A 22077-nucleotide genomic window follows, 5' to 3' on the forward strand; every position below is an offset into this window, starting at 1 on the left:
CCCTCCTGAGAAGTTACGAGAACAAGTCATGACCGCACGAGACAATATGAACCCCATCGAAACCACGCTGACGCAGTTCATCGACCAGCACCGCCCGCAGCAGGAAGCCTTCCTGGCCGAGCTGGTCAAGGTGCCTTCGGACAACCCGGCCGGCGATTGCGATGCCCACGGCAAGCGCGCCAAGGAACTGCTGGAGGGCCTGGGCTTCACGGTGGAGGCGCACAAGGTGCCCGACGCGCAGGTGAAGGCCGCCGGCATGATCAGCGCCACCAACCTGATCGTGCGCAAGCAGTTCGGCACGGGCGGCCCGACCATCGCCATGAACGCCCACGGCGACGTGGTGCCCCCGGGCCTGGGCTGGACCAAGGACCCGTACGGCGGCGAAATTGTCGATAGCGCCGACAGCGAACACGGCCCGGTCATGTACGGCCGCGGCGTGGCGGTGTCCAAGTCTGACTTCGCTACCTATACCTACGCGGTGCTGGCGCTGATGGAAGCCGAGAAGCAGGGCGCGAAGATCAACGGCGCGGTCGAGCTGCAGTTCACCTATGACGAGGAAACCGGCGGCGATATCGGTCCCAAGTTCCTGCTCGACAACAACCTGAGCAAGGCCGACTACGCCATCTCGGCGGGCTTCTCGTATGGCATCACCTCGTCGCACAATGGCTGCCTGCACGTCGAAGTGACGGTCAAGGGCAAGCAGGGACACGCTGCCATGCCGCACACCGGCGTCGACGCGATCGAGGCCGCCACCCACATCCTGCAGGCCATCTACGGCCTGCGCGCCGAGCTGGCCACGCGCAAGTCGAAGGTGCCGGGCATCGACACCGCCACGCTGAACGTCGGCCTGATCAAGGGCGGCATCAACACCAACGTGGTGCCGGACCTGGTGACCTTCCGCGTCGACCGCCGCATGATCCCCGAGGAAATCGGCTTTGACGCCGAAGGCGAGATCCGCGCCGTGGTCGAGAAGGCGGCCAAGGACCGCCCGGGCATCGAAGTGAAGGTCGAGCGCATCATCCTGGCCGAGCCGCTGTCGGAACTGCCGGGCGTGGAGAAGCTGATCGGCGCGCTGAAGAGCCGTGCCGAGTCGGTGTTCGGCGTGGAAATCCCGGTGCAGGGCGTGCCCCTCTACACCGACGCCCGCCACTACACCAAGCGCGGCATCCCGACCGTGCTGTACGGAGCCGGCCCGCGCACGCTGATGGAAGCGCGCGGCCATAACTCGGACGAGAACCTGCGCCTGAACGACCTGAACCGCGCGACCAAGGTGGTGGCACTGGCGTTGTCCGACCTGATGAAGTAAGCGGAGAAGGAATTTGCGCGCCGGTGATGGATCGGCGACAGAAACGCCACGGCTTTGGCCGTGGCGTTTTTTTGTATGCGAAAGGGGCCAGGCAACTGTCCGGCGGAGCGTTCGGGTCCGCGTGAGCTGAGATCGCGGCGGCAGCTTCCGCCGCTTTTGCCTATTCCGGCAGCGTATCCGCTCCCGCCCCCAGCATCCGCTGCATCAACACCGTATCGATCCACTGCCCATGCTTGAAGCCGACCGCTTCCAGCCGGCCCACGGTCCGGAAGCCCAGCCGCTCATGCACCGCCAGCGAGCCGGCGCCTTCGCCGCCCGCGGTACAAGCGATCACCGCGACCATCTGGCGCCACGGGCCGGTTTCGCACTGCGCCACCAGCTCGGCGAGCAGCGCCTGTCCCAGACCCTCGCCAACGCAGCGGTGGTCGATATAGATCGAGTCCTCGATGGCGAAGCGATAGGCGCTGCGGGCGCGGTAGGCCGATGCATAGGCGTAGCCCAGCACCGCGCCATCGCGCTCGGCGACCAGGTAGGGCAGGTTCTTGCGGCGCACCTCGGCGAAGCGCAGCTGCATGTCGTCGACGGTCGGCGGCACTTCCTCGAAGGAAGCGCCGCCGTGCAGGACATGGTGCGCATAGATGGCGTGGATGGCCGGGACGTCCGAGGCGGTGGCGTCGCGCAGCGTGAACGGCTTGCGAGCGGCGACGGAGCGGAGGGAGGCGGTGGCGGAGGTCATCGGGAGCGCAGGCCAGTGGCCGGATGCATGGACCTGGGGCAACGCAGGATGCGTGCCCGACACTTGCGTCTTTGTGCCTGCGCGCAACCGGATACGTTGTATATAGTGCCGTTGGATTTGCACCGCATTAGTGCCACCGCCCCAGTTCAGGGCGCATCAACAAGAAAGGACACCTGCCATGATCACGATCTACCACAACCCCCGCTGCTCCAAGTCGCGCGAGACGCTTGCCATGGTCGAGGAAGCCGCCGGGCGCCTTGGCGAGCCAGTGGAAATCGTCGAGTACCTGAAGAACCCGCCATCGGTGGCGACGCTGCGCCAGCTCAACACAATGCTGGGCGTGCCGGTGCGCGAGATGATCCGCGACAACGAGGCGGCGTACGCGGAACTGGGCCTGGCCGACCCGGGCCTGACCGATGCCGAGCTGCTGGCTGCCGTGGCCGACAACCCGATCCTGCTGCAGCGCCCCGTGGTCGTGCGCAACCGGCGCGCCGTCATCGGCCGGCCGCCCGAGAACGTGGTGCCGCTGCTGGCCTGAAGCGGGCCCGGAATAGAACCGGCCCCCACGAACTGTGGGGGCCGGCCGGTCTGCGAGACAAACTGCTTCAGGCGGGTCGTTCAATGAACACCCAGCCAGTGCATGGCCTCCTGACCGAAAGCAATGGCCGCGAGCACGACCAGCAGCACTACCAGCGTCACCGTACTGACGTACAGGGTGGCCTTGGCGACTTCGGCGTCTTCATCCGAGGTGTGGTGATGGGTGATGGGCGTGGCGCCCTTCGCGTGCGACCCATGCGGCCAGTGAATCCGGCCGGCCAGGTCTCTCAAGTGCAGGTCGGTAGGAAAACGCATGATCGACACCTCCTCGGCGGGCGCCGCGCGGCTCCGGGCATCATCGGTCAGGCGGATGGTGGCGGGTTGCGCAAGTGCGCCGAATAATCGGTTGGCTCGTTTCGCCCGGTGCGCCACATCCGCTTCTACTATAGGCGGGTTGGCGGCAGATGCGTGAGCGCGGTCTGCAAGGGGCGTGCCGCGGGACACGCTGCGCTGCAGCAACGCCTCATGGCTTTGGATCAGGTTGTGAGGACTCGCTCGCGCTATCATCCATGGCGGGCGCCAAGCCGGCCAGCGCCGCTTCCCGCGCGCGTTGCGTTGCCAGCATGTTGCAGAACAGCGCGCCCTGTTCCAGCGCATCGTCCAGCGCCACATGGGTGTGGGGTAGCGGATCCATCCATTCCTTTGGGAATGCCGCCTTCACGGTCTTGCGGTAAGGCCGGCCCGTCAGCGCAAAGCCCAGCGTCTTGATGTCCAGCGCGGCCCAGCCGAACGGCGAGCGCCCGGCGAAGCGCATCATGTACCAGAACATCCAGGTGAAATCGAAGCCGGCCGGGAAGGCCACGAAGACCGGCTTGCCGGGCAGGCTCTCGACCCACTCCACGTAGCGCACCATGGCGTCCTCCGGGCGCTGCAGGTCGCGCCGGCAGGCGCTCCAGGCCTCGGGCTGGGTCTGCCACCACTGCATCTGCACCGGGTGCCCCGCGGCGCCGGGCAGCGTCTCCAGGTTCGCCGAAAACGTGCCGATCACAGTCTTGTCCGCCAGCATGGCGGCCGAAGCGAACGACAGCATCGAATGCGGGCCCGGAATGGGGCCATCGGCCTCGACGTCGGTGCTGACGTAGATTTCCGGCCGGGTGTCGGGCGCCTGTCGCTTGGCCATGGCGTCAGCCCACGTCGATCAGGTGGTCCGCCACGAAGGGGTTGTTGCGGCGCTCCTCGCCGAAGGTCGAAACCGGGCCGTGGCCGGGAATGAAGGTCACGTCCTCGCCCAGCGGCCAGAGCCGCGTGCGGATCGAGCGGACCAGGTCGGCATGGTTGCCGCGCGGGAAGTCGGTGCGGCCGATCGAGCCGGCGAACAGCACGTCGCCCACCACCGCCAGCTTGTTGGGGCGCGAAAAGAACACCACGTGGCCGGGCGTGTGGCCCGGGCAGTGGTAGACCTCCAGCGTTTCGTTGCCGAACTGCACGGTGTCGCCGTTCTCCAGCCAGCGGTCAGGCTCGAAGCTTTCCGCATGGCCGAAGCCGAAGCGCCGCGTCTGTTCGGGCAGCTGCTCGATCCAGAAGCGTTCGTCCTGCTGCGGCCCTTCGATGGGGATGCCGAATTCGCGCGCCAGCGCCGCGGCACCGGCGCAGTGGTCGACGTGGCCGTGCGTCAGGAAGATCTTCTGCAGCGTGACCCCTTGCTCCCGGAGCGCTTCGCGGATGCGTTCGAGGTCGCCGCCCGGATCGCAGACGGCAGCGGTGCCGGTACTTTCGTCGATCAGCAGCGAACAGTTTTGCTGGAAGGGGGTGACCGGGATAAGGAGGACTTTCATCGGTGTATTTTTGTGATCGTTGCGGCATTTTCACAGCGCGCCGCACGCGCCTCGGCAGCGGCGAAAAGCTGCCGGGCATTCATGCTTTGCATTGTAGCGCCGGGCGGAAAATTGTTGCGGCGCATACCGTAATATGCTTTTTAAGGCACTCCGTTACAAAATAGCCCGATCCCCCGCAATCCCTTGCCACACCGTGGATCGCGGGCAAGATCGTCCCCGTTCGTGCGAGATCGAACAGATTTCGTAACAAAATGAAAGAGATAGTCAGCAGTAGTCAATGCTAGACTCGCGCCCATGCTGAATTTGACCGCCCTCACCAAGCGCTGGCAACGGCTGGCCAAGCTCGGGACATGCACTGCATGCGCCCTGGTGCTGGCCGCTTGTGCCACGCCCCCCGGGGGCGACAACGCGGACGTCGCCGATACGTCGAACGCGGTGCCTACGCGCGCCGCGAAGAACGCCGGCAAGGCCGCCCGCAACGAGGCGGACAAGAGCGCCCGCGCATCGTCCGAAGGCGGCAGCTGGAACCTGTTCGGCTACGACGCGGACGAAGGCCGCAGCGGCAGTTCGCTTGACGGCCTGCGCGCAGACATCGGCACGTTCGAGCAGCGCGGCGTCGCATCCTGGTACGGCAAGGGCTTCCATGGCCGCAAGACCGCCAATGGCGAGCGCTTCGACATGCGCGCGATGACCGCCGCCCATCCTTCGCTGCCGCTCGACAGCTGGGTGCTGGTGCGCAACCTGCGCAACAACAAGGTCGCGGTGCTGCGTATCAACGACCGCGGTCCGTACCACGGCAACCGCGTGCTGGACGTGTCCTACGGCGCCGCGCGCCGGCTTGGCTTCGTCGAGCGCGGCGCGGTCAACGTCGAGATCCGCCGGCTGACGCGCACCGAAGTCGCGGCGCTGGGCCCGCAGTTCGATGCCGGCGGCACCGAGGCCGGCGATGGCACCGGTGACGACGATGTGTCCGTGCCCGAACTCGCCAACTCGCTGGCGCCCGCCAAGGCGCGCAAGGCAACCAAGGCCAGCGGCAAGGCGGTCAAGCGCAAGCGCCGCTGAGACCGGCAGCGCCCGATGCATGCCACCGCGCGCTGACACCTCTCCGTTACTTTCCCCGCATCACCCCGGCGTCGTCGCCCGGGCGGCTTCAGTCTCCGCTATCGCCGGATCGTTGCGCCAGCGCCAGCTGGTAGAGCGCGCCGGTGTTCGCACCGGTGATCGCGGCCGCCAGCTTGGCGGCGCGCTTGGCCGGCAGTTCCGCCAGCAGCAGCCCCAGCACGCGCTGCGCCTCGGCATCGGGCGCACCGTCCGCGGCCGCATCGCCGCCGGCGCCTTCCACCACCAGCACGAATTCCCCCTTGGCCCGGTTCGGGTCGGCCGCCAGCCATGCCGGTGCCTGCGCCGCGGTCACCACCGCGATGTCCTCGAACAGCTTGGTCAATTCGCGCCCGATCAGCAGCCGGCGCTCGGCCGGCAGCCCGGCGGCGAGCGCGGCCAGCGTGTCGGCAATGCGGTGCGGCGCCTCATAGCAGACCCAGGCATGGTCCAGCGCGGCGAGCCGCGCGATAGCCTCGCCACGCACCTTGGGTTTGCTCGGCAGGAAGCCGACGAAGGTGAAACGGCCTTCGCCGGTATCGAGCATGTCGCCCGCCACCGACAACGCGGCCACCGCGGCGCTGGGGCCGGGCAGGGGCACCACCGGGTGGCCGGCAGCGCGCACCGCCTCGACCAGCCGCGCGCCCGGATCCGATATGCCCGGCGTGCCGGCGTCCGAGACATAGGCGATACGCTCCCCCGCGGCCAGCCGCGCGGCGATACGGCCGGCAGCCTCGCGCTCGTTGTGCTCGTGCACGGCCACCAGCGGCCGCTGCAGGCCCACGCGCGACAGCAGCTGGGCCGTATTGCGGGTGTCTTCGCAGGCCACCGCGTCGGCCAGGCCGAGCACATGCAGCGCCCGCAGCGACAGGTCCGCGACATTGCCGATGGGCGTGGCCACGACATACAGCGTGCCGCCCGGGTACGACTGGCTGGCCGCCAGCGAGATCCAGTCACTCATTGAGAACTTCCGTCGATGCCATCATTCAAATCCACCACGCAGCCGAGCGACGCGCAGGCGCGCGGGATGCGGGCGGAGGACCGGGCGCTGGCGCACCTGCGGCGCCAGGGCCTGCAGCCCGTGGTCCGCAATTATCGCTGCAAAGGCGGCGAGATCGACCTGGTGATGCGCGCGCCGGACGGCACGCTGGTGTTCGTGGAGGTGCGCCAGCGCAGCGGACGCGGTTTCGGCGGCGCTGCCGCCAGCGTCACGCCGGCCAAGCAGCGCCGCGTGCTGCTGGCCGCGGCCCACTACCTCGCCACGCTGGCGCAGCTGCCGCCATGCCGCTTCGACGTGGTGGCGCTGGAGCCGGGGCGTCTGGAGTGGTTGCAGCACGCGTTCGACCTGGATGCCGCAGCGGCTGGTTCATAATGCGCGCTGGCGCGCAAGGTGGCGCGTAACTGCCAATGAAAGGCCACAGAGCCATGAGTATCGAGAGTATCCAGCAACAATTCCTAGACAGCGCCGAGACCAAGCAACAGGCCGCGGCGGTAATGGCCCCCTATATCGACGCCGCCGTGGAACGCATGGTCGGCGCGCTGACCAGCGGCAACAAGATCCTGGCGTGCGGCAACGGCGGCTCGGCGGCCGATGCGCAGCATTTCGCGGCCGAGCTTGTGGGGCGCTTCGAGCGCGAGCGGCCGGGCCTGGCGGCGATGGCACTGACCACCGACAGCTCGATCCTGACCGCGATCGGCAACGACTATGACTTCAGCAAGGTGTTTTCCAAGCAGGTCGAGGCGCTGGGCGTGCCCGGCGACATCCTGCTGGCGATTTCCACCTCGGGCAACTCGGCCAATGTGATCGCGGCGATCGAGGCGGCGCGCCAGCGCGAGATGGCCGTGATTGCTCTGACCGGCAAGGGCGGCGGCGTCATCGGCGGCCTGCTCGACGAATTCGATATCCACGTGTGCGTGCCGAGCGAGCGCACCGCACGCATTCAGGAAGTGCACCTGCTGACGCTGCATTGCCTGTGCGACGGCATCGACGAGGCATTGCTCGGGGAAGCCTGAGCCCGCAATCGTCCCGCACTCCCCATTCCCAACATCCAGCCACAGCAAGGACCGCATGACGAACCTGCCCACTACGCCTGAAACCCGGACCGGCGCCGCCGGCACCGGCCGCATCCTTCGCGCCACGCTGACCGCCGCGGCGGTGCTGGTTTCCGCCACCCAGCTGGCCGGCTGCTTTCCCGTGATCGCCGGCGCCGTGGGCACCGGCGTGACCATGGCTACCGACCGCCGTCCGGCCGCCACCCAGACCGTCGACCGCGGCCTGCAGATGGAAGCGGAGAGCACCATCAACTCGCGCTACAGCGGCCAGGCCCGCGTCAACGTGACCGTGTTCAACCGCAAGGTGCTGCTCACGGGCGAGGCCAGCAATGACAGCGTCAAGCAGCAGGTCGAGCAATATGTGCGCGGCCTGCAGAATGCGCGCGTGGTGATCAACGAGCTTGAGGTGGTCAATTCGCCCGGCTTCATGACGCAGAGCCAGGACGCGTACCTGACCAGCAAGGTCAAGACTCTGCTGATGACAGCCGACGGCGTGCCGTCGAACTCGATCAAGATCACCACCGAGAAAAGCGTGGTCTACATGCTCGGCGTGGTCACCCAGCAGGAAGGCGACCGCGCCACCGACGTGGCGCGCAATGCCTCCGGCGTGACCAAGGTGGTCAAGGCGTTCGACTACGTCAACGACACCGAGCGCGCGCGCCTGGATGCGGCCTCGACGGCGCAGAACCCGTCGATCGACGGCAACATCGGCACGCCGGCGCCGGTGCAGTCGGTGCCGGGCGTGGGCGGTCCGGTCGATGCGCCGGCCAGCACGCCAAGCCAGGCGACTACCAGCCCGGTGAGCTCGCCGGCTGCCTCGCCGGTTGCCCTGCCGCCGGGCCGGAACCTGCCCTGAGCGGGCTCGCTCGCCGACGCGCCACGGCGCCCGCGCATGCGGGCGCCGTTTTTCCATCTGCGGTTTTCACTGCACACCGTCCGCACACGACGTGATACGGTTGCCACGCCCGCAGGCATCTTGCCGATGCCGGCGCCCGGCACCCCACACGGAGCGAGACCATGACAACCATCCCCCGGCCCGCTGTGTTCGTGCGGCTGGCACTGCTGGCCTCGGCGCTTTGCGGCGCCCAGCCCGCGCTGTCGGCCGAGCCCGCGGCCTCCGCCCCGGCGGCCCAGCATGTGCGCGCCCATGCCTCTGCCTGCACCAGCTGTCACGGCCCATCCGGCCGAGCGCCCGAAGGCAGCACCATTGCGTCGCTGGCAGGGCGCCAGCAGGCCGAACTGCTGGCGCAGTTGCAGGCGTTCCGTTCCGGAACGCGCCCGGCCACGGTGATGCACCAGATCGCCAGGGGCTACACCGACGAACAGCTCGCCGCGATCGCGGCATGGTTCGCCAACGTGCGTTGAGGGGGGAAAACGCCATGCAACGACGACATTTCCTGGGCGCCGCCGGCGCCACGGTGCTGGGCTCGATGGGCGTGCGCGCGGCGAGGGCCGCGGCGCCGGCCAGGGTGGTGGTGATCGGCGGCGGTTACGGCGGCGCCACCGCCGCGCGCTACCTGCGCGAGTGGAGCGGCAACGCCATCGAAGTCACGCTGGTCGAACCCAATCCTGCGTTCATTTCCTGCCCGTTGTCCAACCTGGTGATCGGCGGCAGCCGGCAGATGGCCGAGATCACGCTGCCGTACGACCAGCTGGTGCGCCGCCACGGCGTCAAGCTGGTGCGCGACACCGCCGCCGCCATCGATCCCGGCAAGCGCACGGTGCGGCTGGCCGGCGGCGGCACGCTGCGCTACGACCGGCTGCTGCTGTCGCCTGGCATCGACCTGATGAGCGACGCGCTGCCCGGCCTGAAGCGGCCCGGCGGCGACCAGGTGCTGCACGCCTGGAAGGCCGGCCCGCAGACCGTGGCGCTGCGCCGCCAGCTGGAGGCGATGCCCGACGGCGGCACCTACGCCATCACCATCCCCACGGCGCCGTACCGCTGCCCGCCCGGCCCGTACGAGCGTGTTTGCCAGGTTGCGCACTATTTCAAGCAGCACAAGCCGCGCAGCAAGGTGCTGGTCCTGGACGCCAACCCGGACATCACCTCCAAGGCCGGACTGTTCCGCAAGGTATGGGCGGGGCATTACGCCGGCATGGTCGAGTACCGGCCACAGTACAACACGGTCGATGTCGACCCGGCCACGCGCACGCTCAAGTTCGAGGTGCAGGAGGATGTGCGCGCGGACGTGATCAACGTGCTGCCGCCGCAGCGCGCGGGCGCGATCGCGGTGGCGACCGGACTGGCCACGGCCAACGCCAAGTGGTGCGAGATCGATTTCGTCACCTTCGAGTCGCGCGCGGCGCCCGATATCCATGTGATCGGCGACGCCATCCAGATCGCGCCGCTGATGCCCAAGTCCGGCCATATGGCCAACCAGCATGGCAAGGTGGCGGCAGCGGCGATCGTCGCGCTGCTATCGGGCCGCGCGCCGGACCCGCAGCCGCTCTATAACAACACCTGCTACAGCTTCACCTCGGACCGCGAGGCGGTGCATGTGGCGAGCGTGCACCGCTACGATGCCGCCCAGAAGACCATGCTGACCGTGCCGGGCTCGGGTGGGTTGTCGGACGCGCCCACTACGCTGGAGGGGGTGTACGCGCTGTCGTGGGCCAAGGGCATCTGGTCGGAGATGCTGGGATAGGGCATCGGCGGCACAGGCAGTTCGGGGCACTGCCAGGAGCGCCCCATGACAAAACCGCAAGAACGTGCAATGCCGGGAGCGGGGCGGCTGGTAGGCTGGGGGTTTGATCGCAACTCCCCATCGCCATTACGCCTGCCCCCGCCATGCAAGCCAGAGACCGTCTCCTCGCCCTCGCCATCGTCTGCGTCTGGGGTGTCAACTTCGTCGTCATCAAGGTAGGGCTGGCGGGCGTGCCGCCGATGCTGCTCGGCGCGCTCCGTTTCCTGCTGGTGGTCTTCCCCGCCATCTTCTTCGTGCCGCGCCCGCGCGTGCCGTGGCGCCTGCTGCTGGCGTACGGCGTGACCATCAGCCTGGGCCAGTTCGCCTTCCTGTTCTACGCGATGGCGGTCGGCATGCCGGCCGGGCTGGCTTCGCTGGTGCTCCAGTCGCAGGCGTTCTTCACGCTGGCGATCGCCGCGCTGTGGCTGGGCGAGCCGGTGCGCTGGCACAACATCGCCGGCATGGCGGTGGCCGCGGCCGGGCTGGCGCTGATCGGCTCGGGTGCCGCCGCCAGCGCCGGCGGCATGAGCGTGGCCGGCTTCGTGCTGACGCTGTGCGCGGCGTTCTGCTGGGCCAGCGGCAATATCGTCAGCAAGAAGATCGGGCCGGTCGACCTGCTGGGCCTGGTGATCTGGGGCGCGCTGGTGCCGATCGTGCCGTTCGCGCTGCTGTCGCTGTGGGTGGAGGGGCCGGCCCGCATCGTGCAGAGCGTCACGCATGTGTCGGCCATGGGCATGTTCGCCGTGGCGTATCTGGCCTTTGCCGCCACCGTGTTCGGCTACACCATGTGGGGCCGGCTGCTGACGCGCTATCCCGCCAGCCAGGTGGCGCCGCTGACGCTGCTGGTGCCGGTGGTAGGGCTGGTGTCGGCGCATGTGCTGCTGGGCGAGCACCTGTCGCCGGCACAATGGGCGGGCGCGGCGGTGGTGATGGCCGGCCTGCTGCTCAATGTGTTCGGCCAGCGCTTGTGGGTGGGCAGGGCGCTGATGCGCAGACAGGCAACCAGCAGGGGCGCCGCCGCTGGCAAACCATGATTGGTGCCGGGCAGCCATGCCGGGCACAATCATGCTGTTCTGCATCATTGGGTAAACACTATATGCGCACTCACGCATATACGAATATATTGGACGGCATGGAAGAGCTGGATCGCGTATTCGAGAAGGTGTCGGGCTACTTCAGCCTGCTGGCGGAGCCAACGCGGCTGAAGATCCTGCACGCCTTGTGCGATGGCGAGAAGCCGGTCAGCACGGTGGTCGAGACGGTGGGTTCGTCGCAGACCAACGTGTCGCGGCATCTCAACGCGATGTACCGCTCGGGCGTGCTGTCGCGCCGCAAGGAAGCCAACCTGGTCTTCTACGCGATTGCGGACGAAAGCGTGATCGAGCTGTGCCGCACCGTGTGCGTGCAGGTGGCCAGCCGGCTGGAGGACAACGCTCTGGCCTCCGGGGCGGTCGACCGCTTCATGGCGCAGCCCGAGGCAACGCCCGCGCGCAGGCGCCGGGCAGCAGGCTGAACGCGATCCGGCTCTTCCGGCCCATCGATCGCTGTCGCGCGAGGCGCGCGGCGGCACGAATAAAAGGCGGCGCGGCCCCACGGACGCAAGCTGCCGGAGGAGACGGCATTGCAGGAACGGAACCGGCCCGGGCGCATCGTGCCCGCGCCCGAGCACTTCGTCAGCGCATCGCTGCAGCAGGACATCGGCCGGCACGGCCTGGACGCGCCGCGGCGGGATTTCCTGCGCAAGAGCTTCCTCGGCGCCGCGGCAGGCATCACCGCCGCCACGGCCGGCCGGCACGCGCTGGCGGCGGACGGCGATCCCGCCATCCTGGAGCCCCAGCCCTGGGCCACTTCGCTCGGCCAGTCGGTCGCGGCCCGGCCCTATGGCCAGCCCTCGGTCCATGAGAAAAACCTGACCCGGCGCGAGTCGCCGGGCCTGACGCGCGTAGCGGCGGCGTCGGTCGCGTTCGCGCCGCTGCAGGGTTTCTTCGGCATCATCACCCCCAACGGCCTGCATTTCGAGCGCCACCACCAGGGCTGGCACGATATCGACCCGGCCCGCCACCGCCTGATGATCAACGGCCTGGTGCGCGCGCCGCGCGTCTACACCATGGACGACCTGATGCGCCTGCCGGCGGTATCGCGCATGCATTTCATCGAGTGCGGCGCCAATACGGGCATGGAGTGGGGCAACGTCGCCGTGCCGACGGTGCAGTACTCGCACGGCATGCTGTCGTGCTGCGAGTTCACCGGCGTGCCGCTCAGGGTACTGCTGGATGATGCCGGCGCCGACCTGCGCCGCGGCCGCTACCTGCTGGCAGAGGGCGGCGACGGCTCGTCGATGACCCGCACCATCCCGATGGAGCTGGCCGACGAGATCATCGTCGCCTGGGGCATGAACGGCGAGATGCTGCGCCCCGAGAACGGCTACCCGCTTCGGCTGGTCGTGCCGGGCGTGCAGGGCGTGTCGTGGGTCAAGTGGCTGCGCCGGCTTGAACTCGGCGACCGGCCGTGGAACGCCAAGGACGAGACCATCCATTACGTGGACATGATGCCGGACGGCAAGCTGCGCCAGTACACCTCGATCCAGGAGTGCAAGTCAGTGATCACCACGCCGTCGGGCGGCCAGCAGCTGGTGGGCAAGGGGTTCTACAACATCAGCGGGCTGGCATGGTCGGGGCGCGGGCGCATTACGCGGGTCGATGTCTCGGCCGACGGCGGCCGCAACTGGCGCACCGCGCGGCTGGAATCGCCGGTGCTGTCGAAGTGCCTGACGCGCTTCAACCTGGACTGGGTCTGGGACGGCGGTCCCGCGATCCTGCAGAGCCGCGCCATCGACGAGACCGGCTACGTGCAGCCGAAGATGGCCCAGTTGCGCGCCGTGCGCGGCACGCGCTCGATCTATCACAACAACGCGATCCAGAGCTGGCAGGTGGCAGCGGGCGGGGAGGTGTCCAATGTCCACGTGGGCTGAACGCTGCGCCGCCATGCTGGCGCTGGCTGCCGCCTGCGTGGCGCCATGCTGGGCCGCCGCCACGGCCGACGCTCGTGCGGCAATTGGCCGCACCGCCACCCCGGCCGAAGTGGCCGCCTGGGATATCGACGTGCGCCCGGATTTCAAGGGCCTGCCCAAGGGCAGCGGCACCGTGGCGCAAGGGCAGAAGGTCTGGGACGGCAAGTGCGCGTCCTGCCACGGCGATTTCGGCGAGTCCAACGAGGTCTTCACGCCACTCGTAGGCGGCACTACGGCCGAGGACATCCGGCGCGGCCGCGTCGCCGCCATGACTGGCAACCAGCCGTATCGCACCACGCTGATGAAGGTCAGCACGGTCAGTACGCTGTGGGACTACATCCACCGCGCCATGCCGTGGAATGCGCCCAAGAGCCTGTCCGTCGACGAGGTCTATGCCGTCACCGCCTACATGCTGCACCTGGGCGAAATCGTGCCGGCCGACTTCACGCTGTCGGACGCCAACATCGCCAGGGTGCAGGCGCACATGCCCAACCGCGACGGCATGACCACAAACCACGGCCTGTGGCCCGGCCGCGGCCGCCCGGACACGCGCAATACCGCCTGCATGAAGGACTGCTCGGGGCAGGTTTCGATCGCCTCGGCGATGCCTGACCATGCCCGCGGCGCGCACGGCGACCTGGCGCAGCAGCAGCGCGCCTTTGGCCCGGTACGCGGCGTTGGCGTGGCAGCAAGCTCGACGGCGCCTGCGAGTGCGGCATCAGACGCTTCATTGCCCGCGCCGGCCGGCGCCAGGCTGGCCAGCCAGTACCAGTGCGTGGCCTGCCACGCGATGGACAGGAAGCTGGTCGGCCCTTCGTTCGCGGACATCGCCGGCAAGTACAAGGGCCAGGACGCGCACGCCGCGCTGGCCAGGAAGGTCAAGGCAGGCGGGCAGGGCGCCTGGGGCAGCGTGCCGATGCCGCCGCAGCCGCAGATTCCCGATTCGGACGTCCATGCCATGGTGGGGTGGATTCTTGAGGCAAAATAGCGGGCTGGCCGCCGCAGTGCCCCCGAGGCGGCGGCCGGTGTATGCCGCGAAGCCGTTTGCAGTACGTGCCGAGCGGCCTTTGCCGTCCCCACGGCTTTACAGAGCTTGGAGAGCTTAACAATGAAGCAGTTTGTCATCGCAGCGCTGATGCTGGGCGCCGCCGCATCGGCCCACGCGGTCGATGCCGCCAAGGCACAGGAGATCGCCAACAAGAACGCCTGCATGGGTTGCCACCAGGTCGACAAGAAGCTGGTCGGTCCTTCCTACAAGGAAGTCGCCACCAAGTACAAGGGCGACAAGAACGCCCTGGCGACCCTGAGCAAGAAGGTCAAGAGCGGTGGTTCGGGCGTCTGGGGCCCGGTGCCGATGCCGGCCAACGCCGCCATCAGCGACGCCGAGCTGAAGACCGTGGTCGAGTGGGTGCTCGCAGGCGCGCCCGCCAAGTAAAGCCTGACCGCCCGAAGGGGCAGTCCACCGATGCAACGGGCCGGACGGCGCAAGCCGACCCGACCTGGACAGATCCAGCGGCCGGCAATGTACCGGCCGCGAGCAGGACACACGCAGTACAAGCAGGGCACAAGCTGGACAGACACACCAACGAGTACCGCCAAAGCGGTCACGCAAACCGATTGGGACGGAGTAGCCGGAGAGCAAAGACATGAATTCCAAACGACGAGAAGTGCTGCGGGTCACCGCTGTCCTGTCCCTGATGGCCGCAACCGGCCTGATCAGCGAAGCGCAGGCGGCCGGGTGGAACAAGACCGCCTTTGACGGCAAGAGCGTTGCCGACGTGATCAAGGCGCTCGGCGGCAGCGGCACCGAGAAAAGCACCGCCATCACCTTCAACGCCCCCGACATCGCCGAGAACGGCGCCGTGGTGCCGGTGGCCGTGACCAGCACCATCCCGGATACCGAGCAGATCGCGATCCTGGTGGAAAAGAACCCCAATACCCTGGCCGCCGACTTCATCATCCCGGCCGGCACCGAGCCGTTCGTCTCCACGCGCGTGAAGATGGGCCAGACCTCGGTGGTGCACGCCGCGGTCAAGGCCGGCGGCAAGTGGTACGTGGCATCGAAGGAAATCAAGGTCACGCTGGGCGGCTGCGGCGGCTGACGCCGGCACGCCCTCACCCCCATTACCGAGATTTCCGCCAACTGCAACCGGAGAAACACATGGCAGACCCGATGCGCGTACGCGCCACCGAGAACGGCGGCGTGGTTGATGTAAAGATCCTGATGAAGCACGACATGGAGACCGGCCAGCGCAAGGATGCGTCCGGCAAGGTCATCCCGGCCTGGCATATCCAGACCGTGACCGCCCAGTGCAAGGGCAAGGAAGTGTTCCGCGCCCAGTTCGGCCCGGCGGTGTCCAAGGACCCGTTCCTGAATTTCAAGTTCAAGGTCGGCGCCAAGGGCGACAAGGTCGCCGTGACCTGGGTCGACAACAAGGGCGACAAGCGCACCGACGAAGCGACCATCGCCTGAGGCCGCGCGATCCCGGCCGTTGCCCGACATGTTGCCGGCACGCCGCGCCGTCCTCTGCTAAGGTTCGGGGCGAAATGCCGGGACGGACCCGGCCGGAAGGAGCATTATGCGGCGAGCATTTATTCGAGCATCGGCGGCCCTGGCAGCCATCGGCCTGGCGGCAAAGGCCTCTGCACAATCCGGCCAGTCGACGCCGGCCGGTGCCGGCAAGGGCGGGCGCGTGAAGGTGGTGTACCAGCTGTCGGAAGGCATCGACCAGGCGGTGCGCGCGATGGGCAATCTGCGCAACCACCTGAATGGCGCCCCCGGCACCAGGATCGTGGTGGTCGCGTTCGGCTACGGCATCGATTTCCTGCTCGAAGGCGCAAAGGATGCGCGCGGCAACAGCTTCGAGAGCCCGGTGGGCGCGCTGGCCGCCGAAGGCGTGGAGTTCCGCGTGTGCCGCAATACGCTGACCGCACGCAGGATTACTGAATCGCAGCTGTTGATGGAAGCAAAAGTAGTACAGGCCGGTGTGGTCGAGATCGCCCGCCTGCAGGCCGAGGAAGGTTACGCCTATATCAAGCCCTGAGCCGGGCTGGCGGTGCCTGAAGGCAAGACAAGAGAAGAACGGCCCGTCCCGAGGCGCGGCCGCGAGGAGAAGCCCCATGAAACCGATCCGAAGCCTGGCCCGGCGCGCTGCGCTGGCCCTGGCCGCCACCGCGGCGGCCGCAGGCGCTGCCGCCGTGCACGCGCAGGGCAGCACCGCCGACGAAATCGCCAAGTACCGGCAGATGCTGGCCGAAGGCAATCCCGCCGAGCTGTGGGAAGCCGCCGGTGAAGAGCTGTGGAAAAAGCCGGCCGGCCCGAAAAACGCCTCGCTCGAGCAATGCGACCTGGGCAAGGGCCCGGGCGTGACCAAGGGCGCTTACGCCGAGCTGCCGCGCTACTTCAAGGACGCCAACAAGGTGATGGACCTGGAGCAGCGGCTGGCCTGGTGCCGCGTGACGCTGCAGGGCCTCACGAAAGAAGAAGCGACCAGGAACCCGTTCTCGGCCTCGGGCAAGCCGTCCGATATCGAACGCCTGGTCGCCTACCTGACCGGCGAATCGCGCGGCGTGAAAATGAACGTGCAGCTCAACCACCCGGAAGAGAAGCGCACCTACGCCCTCGGCCAGAAGATGTTCTTCTACCGCGGCGGCGCCTATGACTTTGCCTGCGCCACCTGCCATGCGGTCGACGGCCAGCGCATCCGCCTGCAGGACCTGCCCAACCTGCTGACCGACAAGGGCGCGCAGGCTGCCTACACCACCTGGCCGGCCTACCGCGTGTCGCAGGGCGAGGTCCGCTCGATGCAGCATCGCCTGTACGACTGCCTGCGCCAGCAACGCTTTCCCGAACCCGCCTATGGCTCGGACGTGATCACCGCGCTGACCATGTTCCTGGCCAAGAACGCCAATGGCGGCACCTACGATGGCCCGGCGATGAAGCGCTGACCAGTACGGGAGAGACAACATGCAACGACACACCAAGGCACTGGCCGTCGCGGCCCTGGCCACCCTGCTGGCAACCGGCGCGTACGCGCAGGACAATGCGAAGGCCCGCCCCGCCAAGGGTAAGCCCGTCACCGTCAGCAACGCCGACATGAAGCACCTGATCGAGGATTCGTTCTCGTCCAGGGGGCCGGCCACCGTGGAGGGCGTGCTGAACCAGGACGCCATGCAGCAGGCCTGCAGCCAGTACCCGGACCGCAGCAAGGTGCCGGGCAAGGTGGCGAAGAAGATCGAGGCCGCCGAGCTCAAGCAGGTGAAATATCCCGCCGACAGCAACTGGCTCGGCGACTGGAAGGAAGGCGAGAAGGTCGCCCAGAACGGCCGCGGCATGCAGTTCACCGACCAGGTCGGCGGCACCAACGGCGGCAACTGCTACGCCTGCCACCAGATGACCAAGGCCGAGATCTCGTTCGGCAATATCGGCCCGTCGCTGTACCAGTACGGCAAGCTGCGCGGCAACTCGCAGGAAGTGGTCAAGTACACCTGGGGCAAGATCTGGGATTCGAACGCCTATTCCGCCTGCTCCAACATGCCGCGCTTCGGCCACAAGGGCATCCTGACCGAGGCCCAGATCCGCGACGTGATGGCGCTGCTGCTCGACCCGGCCTCGCCGGTCAACCAGTAAGCTCGATGCGCGCGTGTGCCGTCCTGCTGCGCTGGCTGCTGGCCGCTGGCCTGGCCGGCGCCGCCGGCAGCGCTGTCGCCCTCGAAGTGGGTGACAGCGTGCGCCTGCCCGACATGCAGACACTCGACGGCCGCACGTTGCGCGCCGCCACACTGGCCGGCAAGCCGCTGGTCGTCGAATACTGGGCCTCGTGGTGCCCGTTCTGCGCGATGCAGAACCCGCGCCTGCAGAAGCTGTACGAGCGCACGCGCGGCACGCCGCTGCAGGTGCTGGCCATCAGCATCGACAAGGAGCCGCGCGAAGCCGCCGATTACATGAAGAAGCGCGGCTATACCTTCCCGGCGACGATGGATTCGGCCGCGCTGCAGGCGGTGTTCGGCAAGCGCAAGGGCCTGCCCGAGCTGTACGTGATCGACGCGCGCGGGCGCGTGGTGCAGAAGGAAGTGGGCGAGATGCTCGAAGACGACGTGGCCGCGCTGGAGCGTTACGCGAAGCCATAGCCATGCGATGCCGGACGCCAGGCGCGCACCGGCACACACTTATCCACAGGAAGAGACATGAACCGACGCGAGTTCCTGCAGGTGCTGGCCATCGCCGGCGCCGGCGGCATGACTTTCCCCCATCAGGACGCGCACGCGGCGCAGGCCGCCGGGTCGATGTACGACCTGCCGCGCTTCGGCAACGTCCACCTGCTGCATTTCACCGACTGCCACGCGCAGCTGCGGCCGGTGTATTTCCGCGAACCCAACGTCAACCTCGGCATCGGCGACTACGCCGGCAAGCCGCCGCACCTGATCGGCGACGCGTTGCTGCGCCACTATGGCATCCGCCCCGGCACGCCGCAGGCACATGCCTTGACCTATCTCGATTTCAGCGAGGCCGCGCGCCGCTACGGCAAGGTCGGCGGGTTTGCGCACCTCGCCACGCTGGTCAAGCGGCTCAAGGCGGGCCGGCCGGGCGCGCTGCTGCTCGATGGCGGCGATACCTGGCAGGGCTCGGCCACGGCACTCTGGACCAAGGGGCAGGACATGGTCGATGCGGCGCTGGCGCTCGGCGTCGACGTGATGACGCCGCACTGGGAAATGACGCTCGGCGCGGACCGTGTCAGGGAAATCGTCGACAAGGACTTCAAGGGCAAGATCGCCTTCCTGGCGCAGAACATCAAGACCAACGATTTCGGCGACCCGGTGTTCGATCCGTACGTGATCCGCGAGATCAACGGCGTACCGGTGGCCATCATCGGCCAGGCCTTCCCCTACACGCCGATCGCGAACCCGCGCTACTTCGTGCCGGACTGGACCTTCGGCATCCAGGAGGAAAACCTGCAGCAGGTCATCGACGCGGCGCGCGGCAAGGGCGCGCAGGCGGTGGTGCTGCTGTCGCACAACGGCATGGACGTCGACCTGAAGCTGGCCTCGCGCGTGCGCGGGCTCGACGCCATCCTCGGCGGCCACACCCATGATGGCGTGCCGGCGCCGGTGGCGGTGAAGAACGCCGGCGGCACCACGCTGGTGACCAATGCCGGCTCCAACGGCAAGTTCCTGGGGGTGCTGGATTTCGATGTGAGGGGCGGCAAGGTGGCAGATTTCCGCTACCGGCTGCTGCCGGTCTTCGCCAATTACCTGCCGGCCGATCCGGCCATGGACTCGCTCATCAGGAAGGTACGGGCACCGTACGAACAGAAGCTCGGCGAAGTCCTCGCCGTCAACCGCGGCCTGCTGTACCGCCGCGGCAACTTCAACGGCACCTTCGACCAGCTGATCCTGGACGGCCTGATGCAGGTGCAGGGCGCGCAGATCGCCTTCTCGCCCGGCTTCCGCTGGGGCACCACGCTGCTGCCTGGCCAGGCCATCACCATGGAACACCTGATGGACCAGACCGCCATCACCTACCCGTACACGACCGTGACGGCAATGAGCGGCGAGACCATCAAGACCATCCTCGAAGACGTGGCCGACAACCTGTTCAACCCCGACCCGTACTACCAGCAGGGCGGCGACATGGTGCGCGTCGGCGGCCTGCAGTACACCATCGATCCCACCGCCGGCATGGGCAAGCGCATCACCGACATGCGCCTCGCGGGCAAGCCGCTGGAGGCAGGCAAGACCTACAAGGTGGCGGGCTGGGCGCCGGTGGCGGAAGAAGCGCGGGAGGCCGGCGGGGCGCCGGTCTGGGACGTGATGGCGCAGTGGCTGCGCAGCACGAAGGAGGTTACGGCGCGGCCGCTGAACCAGCCCAAAGTGCGTGGGATGGACGGCAACCCTGGCATCGCTGCCTGATGTTGTGCAGCATCCTCATGCCAGCCGGGGAGGATTGAAGGCCGCTGCCGAAGTAGGCTACAATCCTCCGCGACGGGCCGATAGCTCAGCTGGGAGAGCGCTGCGTTCGCAATGCAGAGGTCGGGAGTTCGATCCTCCTTCGGTCCACCAGATCTGGCGTTTCAAACGCTGTTTCAAGCGCTTCACAAAGCCCCGGAAAGGCAAACTTTCCGGGGCTTTGTGGTTTTCAGGGTGCAATGTTGCGGTGTGCGGTAGCGAGGCGCCTTACGGTAGCGCTGTGTCTTGTCCGCACCCCGTGCGTCCGCCGGCCATGTCAGGCCACCCGCGTCGGCCGCCGCGCCTTCATGGCGGACGGGCGTACCTGTTGCAGCGCTCGCAGCGACTGCAGCGCGTCTTCCACGGCCTCGATGCCGTCGCGCAGGCGCGCCGTGGCATAGCCGAGCCGGGTTTGCGCATCGGCATCCGGCGTTGCCAGTTGCTCCAGTGCGTCGACTTCTGCCTGCATCTGGCCGATCAGGCGGCGCAGTTGCGAGGTGCTGTGCGAGGCAAGTGACCGAATCGCCATCGTGTGGGTCCTCCTTGCAGTGACCGGCAAGCCAGTCATCCTTTACGGTAAGGGCGTCGGATGAACTTCGCCAGCGCTGTTACGAAATCGGCACGATGGCGGCCGTGCGCCGCGCCTCTATTACTGCCAGCGGCGGCGGGTGGTGCCGCCGTCTCATCCTGGGCTATAGTCGCGCGATGGAACCGGAATCCGAAGAACGCGTTGACGCCCCGTGCGCCGGAGTGGGAGGCTGACGGCATGCGACCCGACCCCATGCAAGACGAGGCCGCAGGCTTTTCGGACGGACCCGGTGATACCGCCGCCGAAGCCGACGCCCGCCACCAGGCTGGCCGGCGCAGCACGCTGGTCAGCGTGGCGGTCAACATCGTCCTGACCGCAGCGCAGGCCGTGGCGGGCGTGATGGCCGGCTCGCAGGCGTTGCTGGCCGACGCGGCGCATTCACTGTCCGACCTGCTCTCCGACTTCGTGGTGCTGCTGGCTGCCTGGCAGAGCCGCAAGGATGCCGACACCGATCACCAGTACGGCCACCAGCGCTTTGAGACTGCGGCCTCGCTGGCGCTTGGCGGGCTGCTGCTGGCGGTGGGCGCGGGCATGCTGTGGGCGGCGGTGGGCAAGCTGCAGCATCCGTCCGGCGCCCAGCCGGTGCAGCCGGTGGCCCTGTGGGTAGCGCTGTCAACGCTGTTGTTCAAGGAACTGCTGTTCCGCTACCTGCTTGCGGTGGCGCGGCGCGTGCGCTCCGGCATGCTCGCGGCCAACGCCTGGCATGCGCGCTCGGATGCGGCGTCCTCGCTGGTGGTCGCGCTGGGCATCGGCGGCAACTTGATGGGCTACCACATGCTGGATCCGGTGGCGGCCATCGTGGTGGGGCTGATGGTCGCGCGCATGGGCCTGCGCTTCGGCTGGGACGCGCTCAGCGACCTGGTGGACCGCGCCGCCGACGAGGAAACCGTCGCCGCGATCCGCGCGACCTTGCTGGCTACGCCCGGCGTGCGCGGCCTGCATGACCTGCGCACGCGCAAGATGGGCGACCAGGTGCTGGTGGATGTGCACCTGGAGATCGACGGCACGCTCACGGTGAGGCAAGGCCATGCGATCGCCGTCGAGGCACGGCGCCGCGCGCTCGAACACCATCACGTGCTTAACGTGATGACACACGTCGACCCCGTATACGTCAGCGCTGTGCCGGCAGCAGCCCGGTGAGCGGCGGGTGTGGACATCTTGGCCTGCGACTGGGGATAACCTGCAGGACAAGCTGTGCCCTGCCTGGGGGTGTGCTGTGGGATGTATACGGAAAACACCGGGACAACTCTGGCTTCATTGCCGGCCACGTATACGTCGGCCTTCA

Annotated in this window: 27 protein-coding genes and 1 tRNA gene; 22 read left to right on the forward strand and 6 right to left on the reverse strand. The window is 67.9% G+C overall.

From position 1 onward, the window contains the following. Positions 1-28 precede the first annotated feature (28 nt). Positions 29-1306 (forward strand): M20/M25/M40 family metallo-hydrolase, encoded by a 1278-nt coding sequence (locus tag K309_RS0111870; RefSeq protein ID WP_029046617.1) that lies wholly within the window; start codon positions 29-31, stop codon positions 1304-1306. A 160-nt stretch (positions 1307-1466) separates the two neighbouring features. On the opposite strand, the gene K309_RS0111875 is transcribed toward K309_RS0111870, so the two are convergent. Further along, positions 1467-2042: a GNAT family N-acetyltransferase gene (locus K309_RS0111875; protein ID WP_029046618.1), complete on the reverse strand. Its 576-nt coding sequence runs from the start codon at positions 2040-2042 to the stop codon at positions 1467-1469. A gap of 178 nt (positions 2043-2220) precedes the next feature. Here K309_RS0111875 and arsC point away from each other — a divergent pair, with 178 nt between their 5' ends. Then, entirely contained in the window at positions 2221-2580 is a 360-nt protein-coding gene (arsC, locus tag K309_RS0111880; RefSeq protein WP_029046619.1) for an arsenate reductase (glutaredoxin), read from the forward strand. An 80-nt stretch (positions 2581-2660) separates the two neighbouring features. Here arsC and K309_RS0111885 read toward each other — a convergent pair whose 3' ends face one another. The 3 genes from K309_RS0111885 to K309_RS0111895 form a co-directional block, all read right to left on the reverse strand. Further along, positions 2661-2894: a hypothetical protein gene (locus K309_RS0111885; protein WP_029046620.1), complete on the reverse strand. Its 234-nt coding sequence runs from the start codon at positions 2892-2894 to the stop codon at positions 2661-2663. A 208-nt stretch (positions 2895-3102) separates the two neighbouring features. After that, positions 3103-3759, reverse strand: a complete 657-nt coding sequence (locus tag K309_RS0111890; RefSeq protein WP_029046621.1) for a 3'-5' exonuclease family protein — start codon at positions 3757-3759, stop codon at positions 3103-3105. A 4-nt stretch (positions 3760-3763) separates the two neighbouring features. After that, positions 3764-4414 (reverse strand): MBL fold metallo-hydrolase, encoded by a 651-nt coding sequence (locus K309_RS0111895; RefSeq protein ID WP_029046622.1) that lies wholly within the window; start codon positions 4412-4414, stop codon positions 3764-3766. A 294-nt stretch (positions 4415-4708) separates the two neighbouring features. Between K309_RS0111895 and K309_RS0111900 the strand changes: the two genes are divergently transcribed. Further along, entirely contained in the window at positions 4709-5476 is a 768-nt protein-coding gene (locus tag K309_RS0111900) for a septal ring lytic transglycosylase RlpA family protein (RefSeq protein WP_029046623.1), read from the forward strand. Positions 5477-5564: 88 nt separating this feature from the next. Here the strand turns inward: K309_RS0111900 and rsmI are convergent, their stop codons facing one another. After that, complete coding sequence (gene rsmI, locus K309_RS0111905; protein WP_029046624.1) at positions 5565-6473, reverse strand: 16S rRNA (cytidine(1402)-2'-O)-methyltransferase; 909 nt, start codon at positions 6471-6473, stop codon at positions 5565-5567. 15 nt (positions 6474-6488) lie between these two features. Here rsmI and K309_RS0111910 point away from each other — a divergent pair, with 15 nt between their 5' ends. The 18 genes from K309_RS0111910 (at position 6489) to K309_RS0111995 (ending at position 20317) form a co-directional block, all read left to right on the forward strand. Further along, entirely contained in the window at positions 6489-6884 is a 396-nt protein-coding gene (locus K309_RS0111910; protein WP_029046625.1) for a YraN family protein, read from the forward strand. Between the two features lie 53 nt (positions 6885-6937). Next, a complete protein-coding gene (locus tag K309_RS0111915; RefSeq protein WP_029046626.1) occupies positions 6938-7525 on the forward strand; it encodes a phosphoheptose isomerase in 588 nt (195 codons plus the stop codon). A 55-nt stretch (positions 7526-7580) separates the two neighbouring features. Beyond that, a complete protein-coding gene (locus tag K309_RS0111920) occupies positions 7581-8420 on the forward strand; it encodes a BON domain-containing protein (RefSeq protein ID WP_029046627.1) in 840 nt (279 codons plus the stop codon). A gap of 161 nt (positions 8421-8581) precedes the next feature. Continuing rightward, positions 8582-8929 (forward strand): c-type cytochrome, encoded by a 348-nt coding sequence (locus K309_RS0111925; RefSeq protein WP_029046628.1) that lies wholly within the window; start codon positions 8582-8584, stop codon positions 8927-8929. 14 nt (positions 8930-8943) lie between these two features. Beyond that, positions 8944-10209 carry an NAD(P)/FAD-dependent oxidoreductase gene (locus K309_RS0111930; RefSeq protein ID WP_029046629.1) on the forward strand — a complete coding sequence of 422 codons (1266 nt, stop codon included), beginning with the start codon at positions 8944-8946 and terminating at the stop codon, positions 10207-10209. 143 nt (positions 10210-10352) lie between these two features. Then, positions 10353-11282, forward strand: a complete 930-nt coding sequence (locus K309_RS36440; RefSeq protein ID WP_051320426.1) for an EamA family transporter — start codon at positions 10353-10355, stop codon at positions 11280-11282. A 62-nt stretch (positions 11283-11344) separates the two neighbouring features. Beyond that, on the forward strand, positions 11345-11761 hold the full coding sequence (locus K309_RS0111940) for an ArsR/SmtB family transcription factor (RefSeq protein WP_029046630.1): 417 nt from the start codon (positions 11345-11347) through the stop codon (positions 11759-11761). Between the two features lie 108 nt (positions 11762-11869). After that, a complete protein-coding gene (gene soxC, locus K309_RS0111945; protein ID WP_029046631.1) occupies positions 11870-13219 on the forward strand; it encodes a sulfite dehydrogenase in 1350 nt (449 codons plus the stop codon). After that, complete coding sequence (locus K309_RS0111950) at positions 13203-14246, forward strand: c-type cytochrome (RefSeq protein ID WP_029046632.1); 1044 nt, start codon at positions 13203-13205, stop codon at positions 14244-14246. The genes soxC and K309_RS0111950 overlap by 17 nt, the downstream gene beginning before the upstream one ends. 120 nt (positions 14247-14366) lie before the next feature. After that, positions 14367-14693, forward strand: a complete 327-nt coding sequence (locus tag K309_RS0111955) for a c-type cytochrome (RefSeq protein ID WP_029046633.1) — start codon at positions 14367-14369, stop codon at positions 14691-14693. A gap of 211 nt (positions 14694-14904) precedes the next feature. Then, positions 14905-15360 carry a thiosulfate oxidation carrier protein SoxY gene (gene soxY / locus K309_RS0111960; RefSeq protein WP_029046634.1) on the forward strand — a complete coding sequence of 152 codons (456 nt, stop codon included), beginning with the start codon at positions 14905-14907 and terminating at the stop codon, positions 15358-15360. Positions 15361-15419: 59 nt separating this feature from the next. Continuing rightward, entirely contained in the window at positions 15420-15731 is a 312-nt protein-coding gene (soxZ, locus tag K309_RS0111965) for a thiosulfate oxidation carrier complex protein SoxZ (protein ID WP_029046635.1), read from the forward strand. 106 nt (positions 15732-15837) lie between these two features. Next, complete coding sequence (locus K309_RS0111970; protein WP_029046636.1) at positions 15838-16302, forward strand: DsrE family protein; 465 nt, start codon at positions 15838-15840, stop codon at positions 16300-16302. 76 nt (positions 16303-16378) lie between these two features. Then, complete coding sequence (gene soxA, locus K309_RS0111975) at positions 16379-17206, forward strand: sulfur oxidation c-type cytochrome SoxA (protein WP_029046637.1); 828 nt, start codon at positions 16379-16381, stop codon at positions 17204-17206. Positions 17207-17225: 19 nt separating this feature from the next. Then, the gene (gene soxX / locus K309_RS0111980) at positions 17226-17888 is read left to right on the forward strand and encodes a sulfur oxidation c-type cytochrome SoxX (protein WP_029046638.1); all 663 of its coding nucleotides are present in this window, start codon (positions 17226-17228) and stop codon (positions 17886-17888) included. A gap of 5 nt (positions 17889-17893) precedes the next feature. Next, complete coding sequence (locus K309_RS0111985) at positions 17894-18388, forward strand: TlpA disulfide reductase family protein (RefSeq protein ID WP_029046639.1); 495 nt, start codon at positions 17894-17896, stop codon at positions 18386-18388. Between the two features lie 57 nt (positions 18389-18445). Next, positions 18446-20167, forward strand: a complete 1722-nt coding sequence (gene soxB / locus K309_RS0111990) for a thiosulfohydrolase SoxB (protein WP_029046640.1) — start codon at positions 18446-18448, stop codon at positions 20165-20167. Positions 20168-20241: 74 nt separating this feature from the next. Continuing rightward, positions 20242-20317 (forward strand) — tRNA-Ala (locus tag K309_RS0111995). Positions 20318-20480: 163 nt separating this feature from the next. Here K309_RS0111995 and K309_RS0112000 read toward each other — a convergent pair. Next, positions 20481-20732: a hypothetical protein gene (locus K309_RS0112000; protein ID WP_029046641.1), complete on the reverse strand. Its 252-nt coding sequence runs from the start codon at positions 20730-20732 to the stop codon at positions 20481-20483. A gap of 237 nt (positions 20733-20969) precedes the next feature. Between K309_RS0112000 and K309_RS0112005 the strand changes: the two genes are divergently transcribed. Then, a complete protein-coding gene (locus K309_RS0112005; RefSeq protein WP_029046642.1) occupies positions 20970-21932 on the forward strand; it encodes a cation diffusion facilitator family transporter in 963 nt (320 codons plus the stop codon). Positions 21933-22077: the final 145 nt, after the last annotated feature.

This window comes from Cupriavidus phytohabitans, assembly GCF_000426345.1.
Lineage (GTDB): Bacteria > Pseudomonadota > Gammaproteobacteria > Burkholderiales > Burkholderiaceae > Cupriavidus.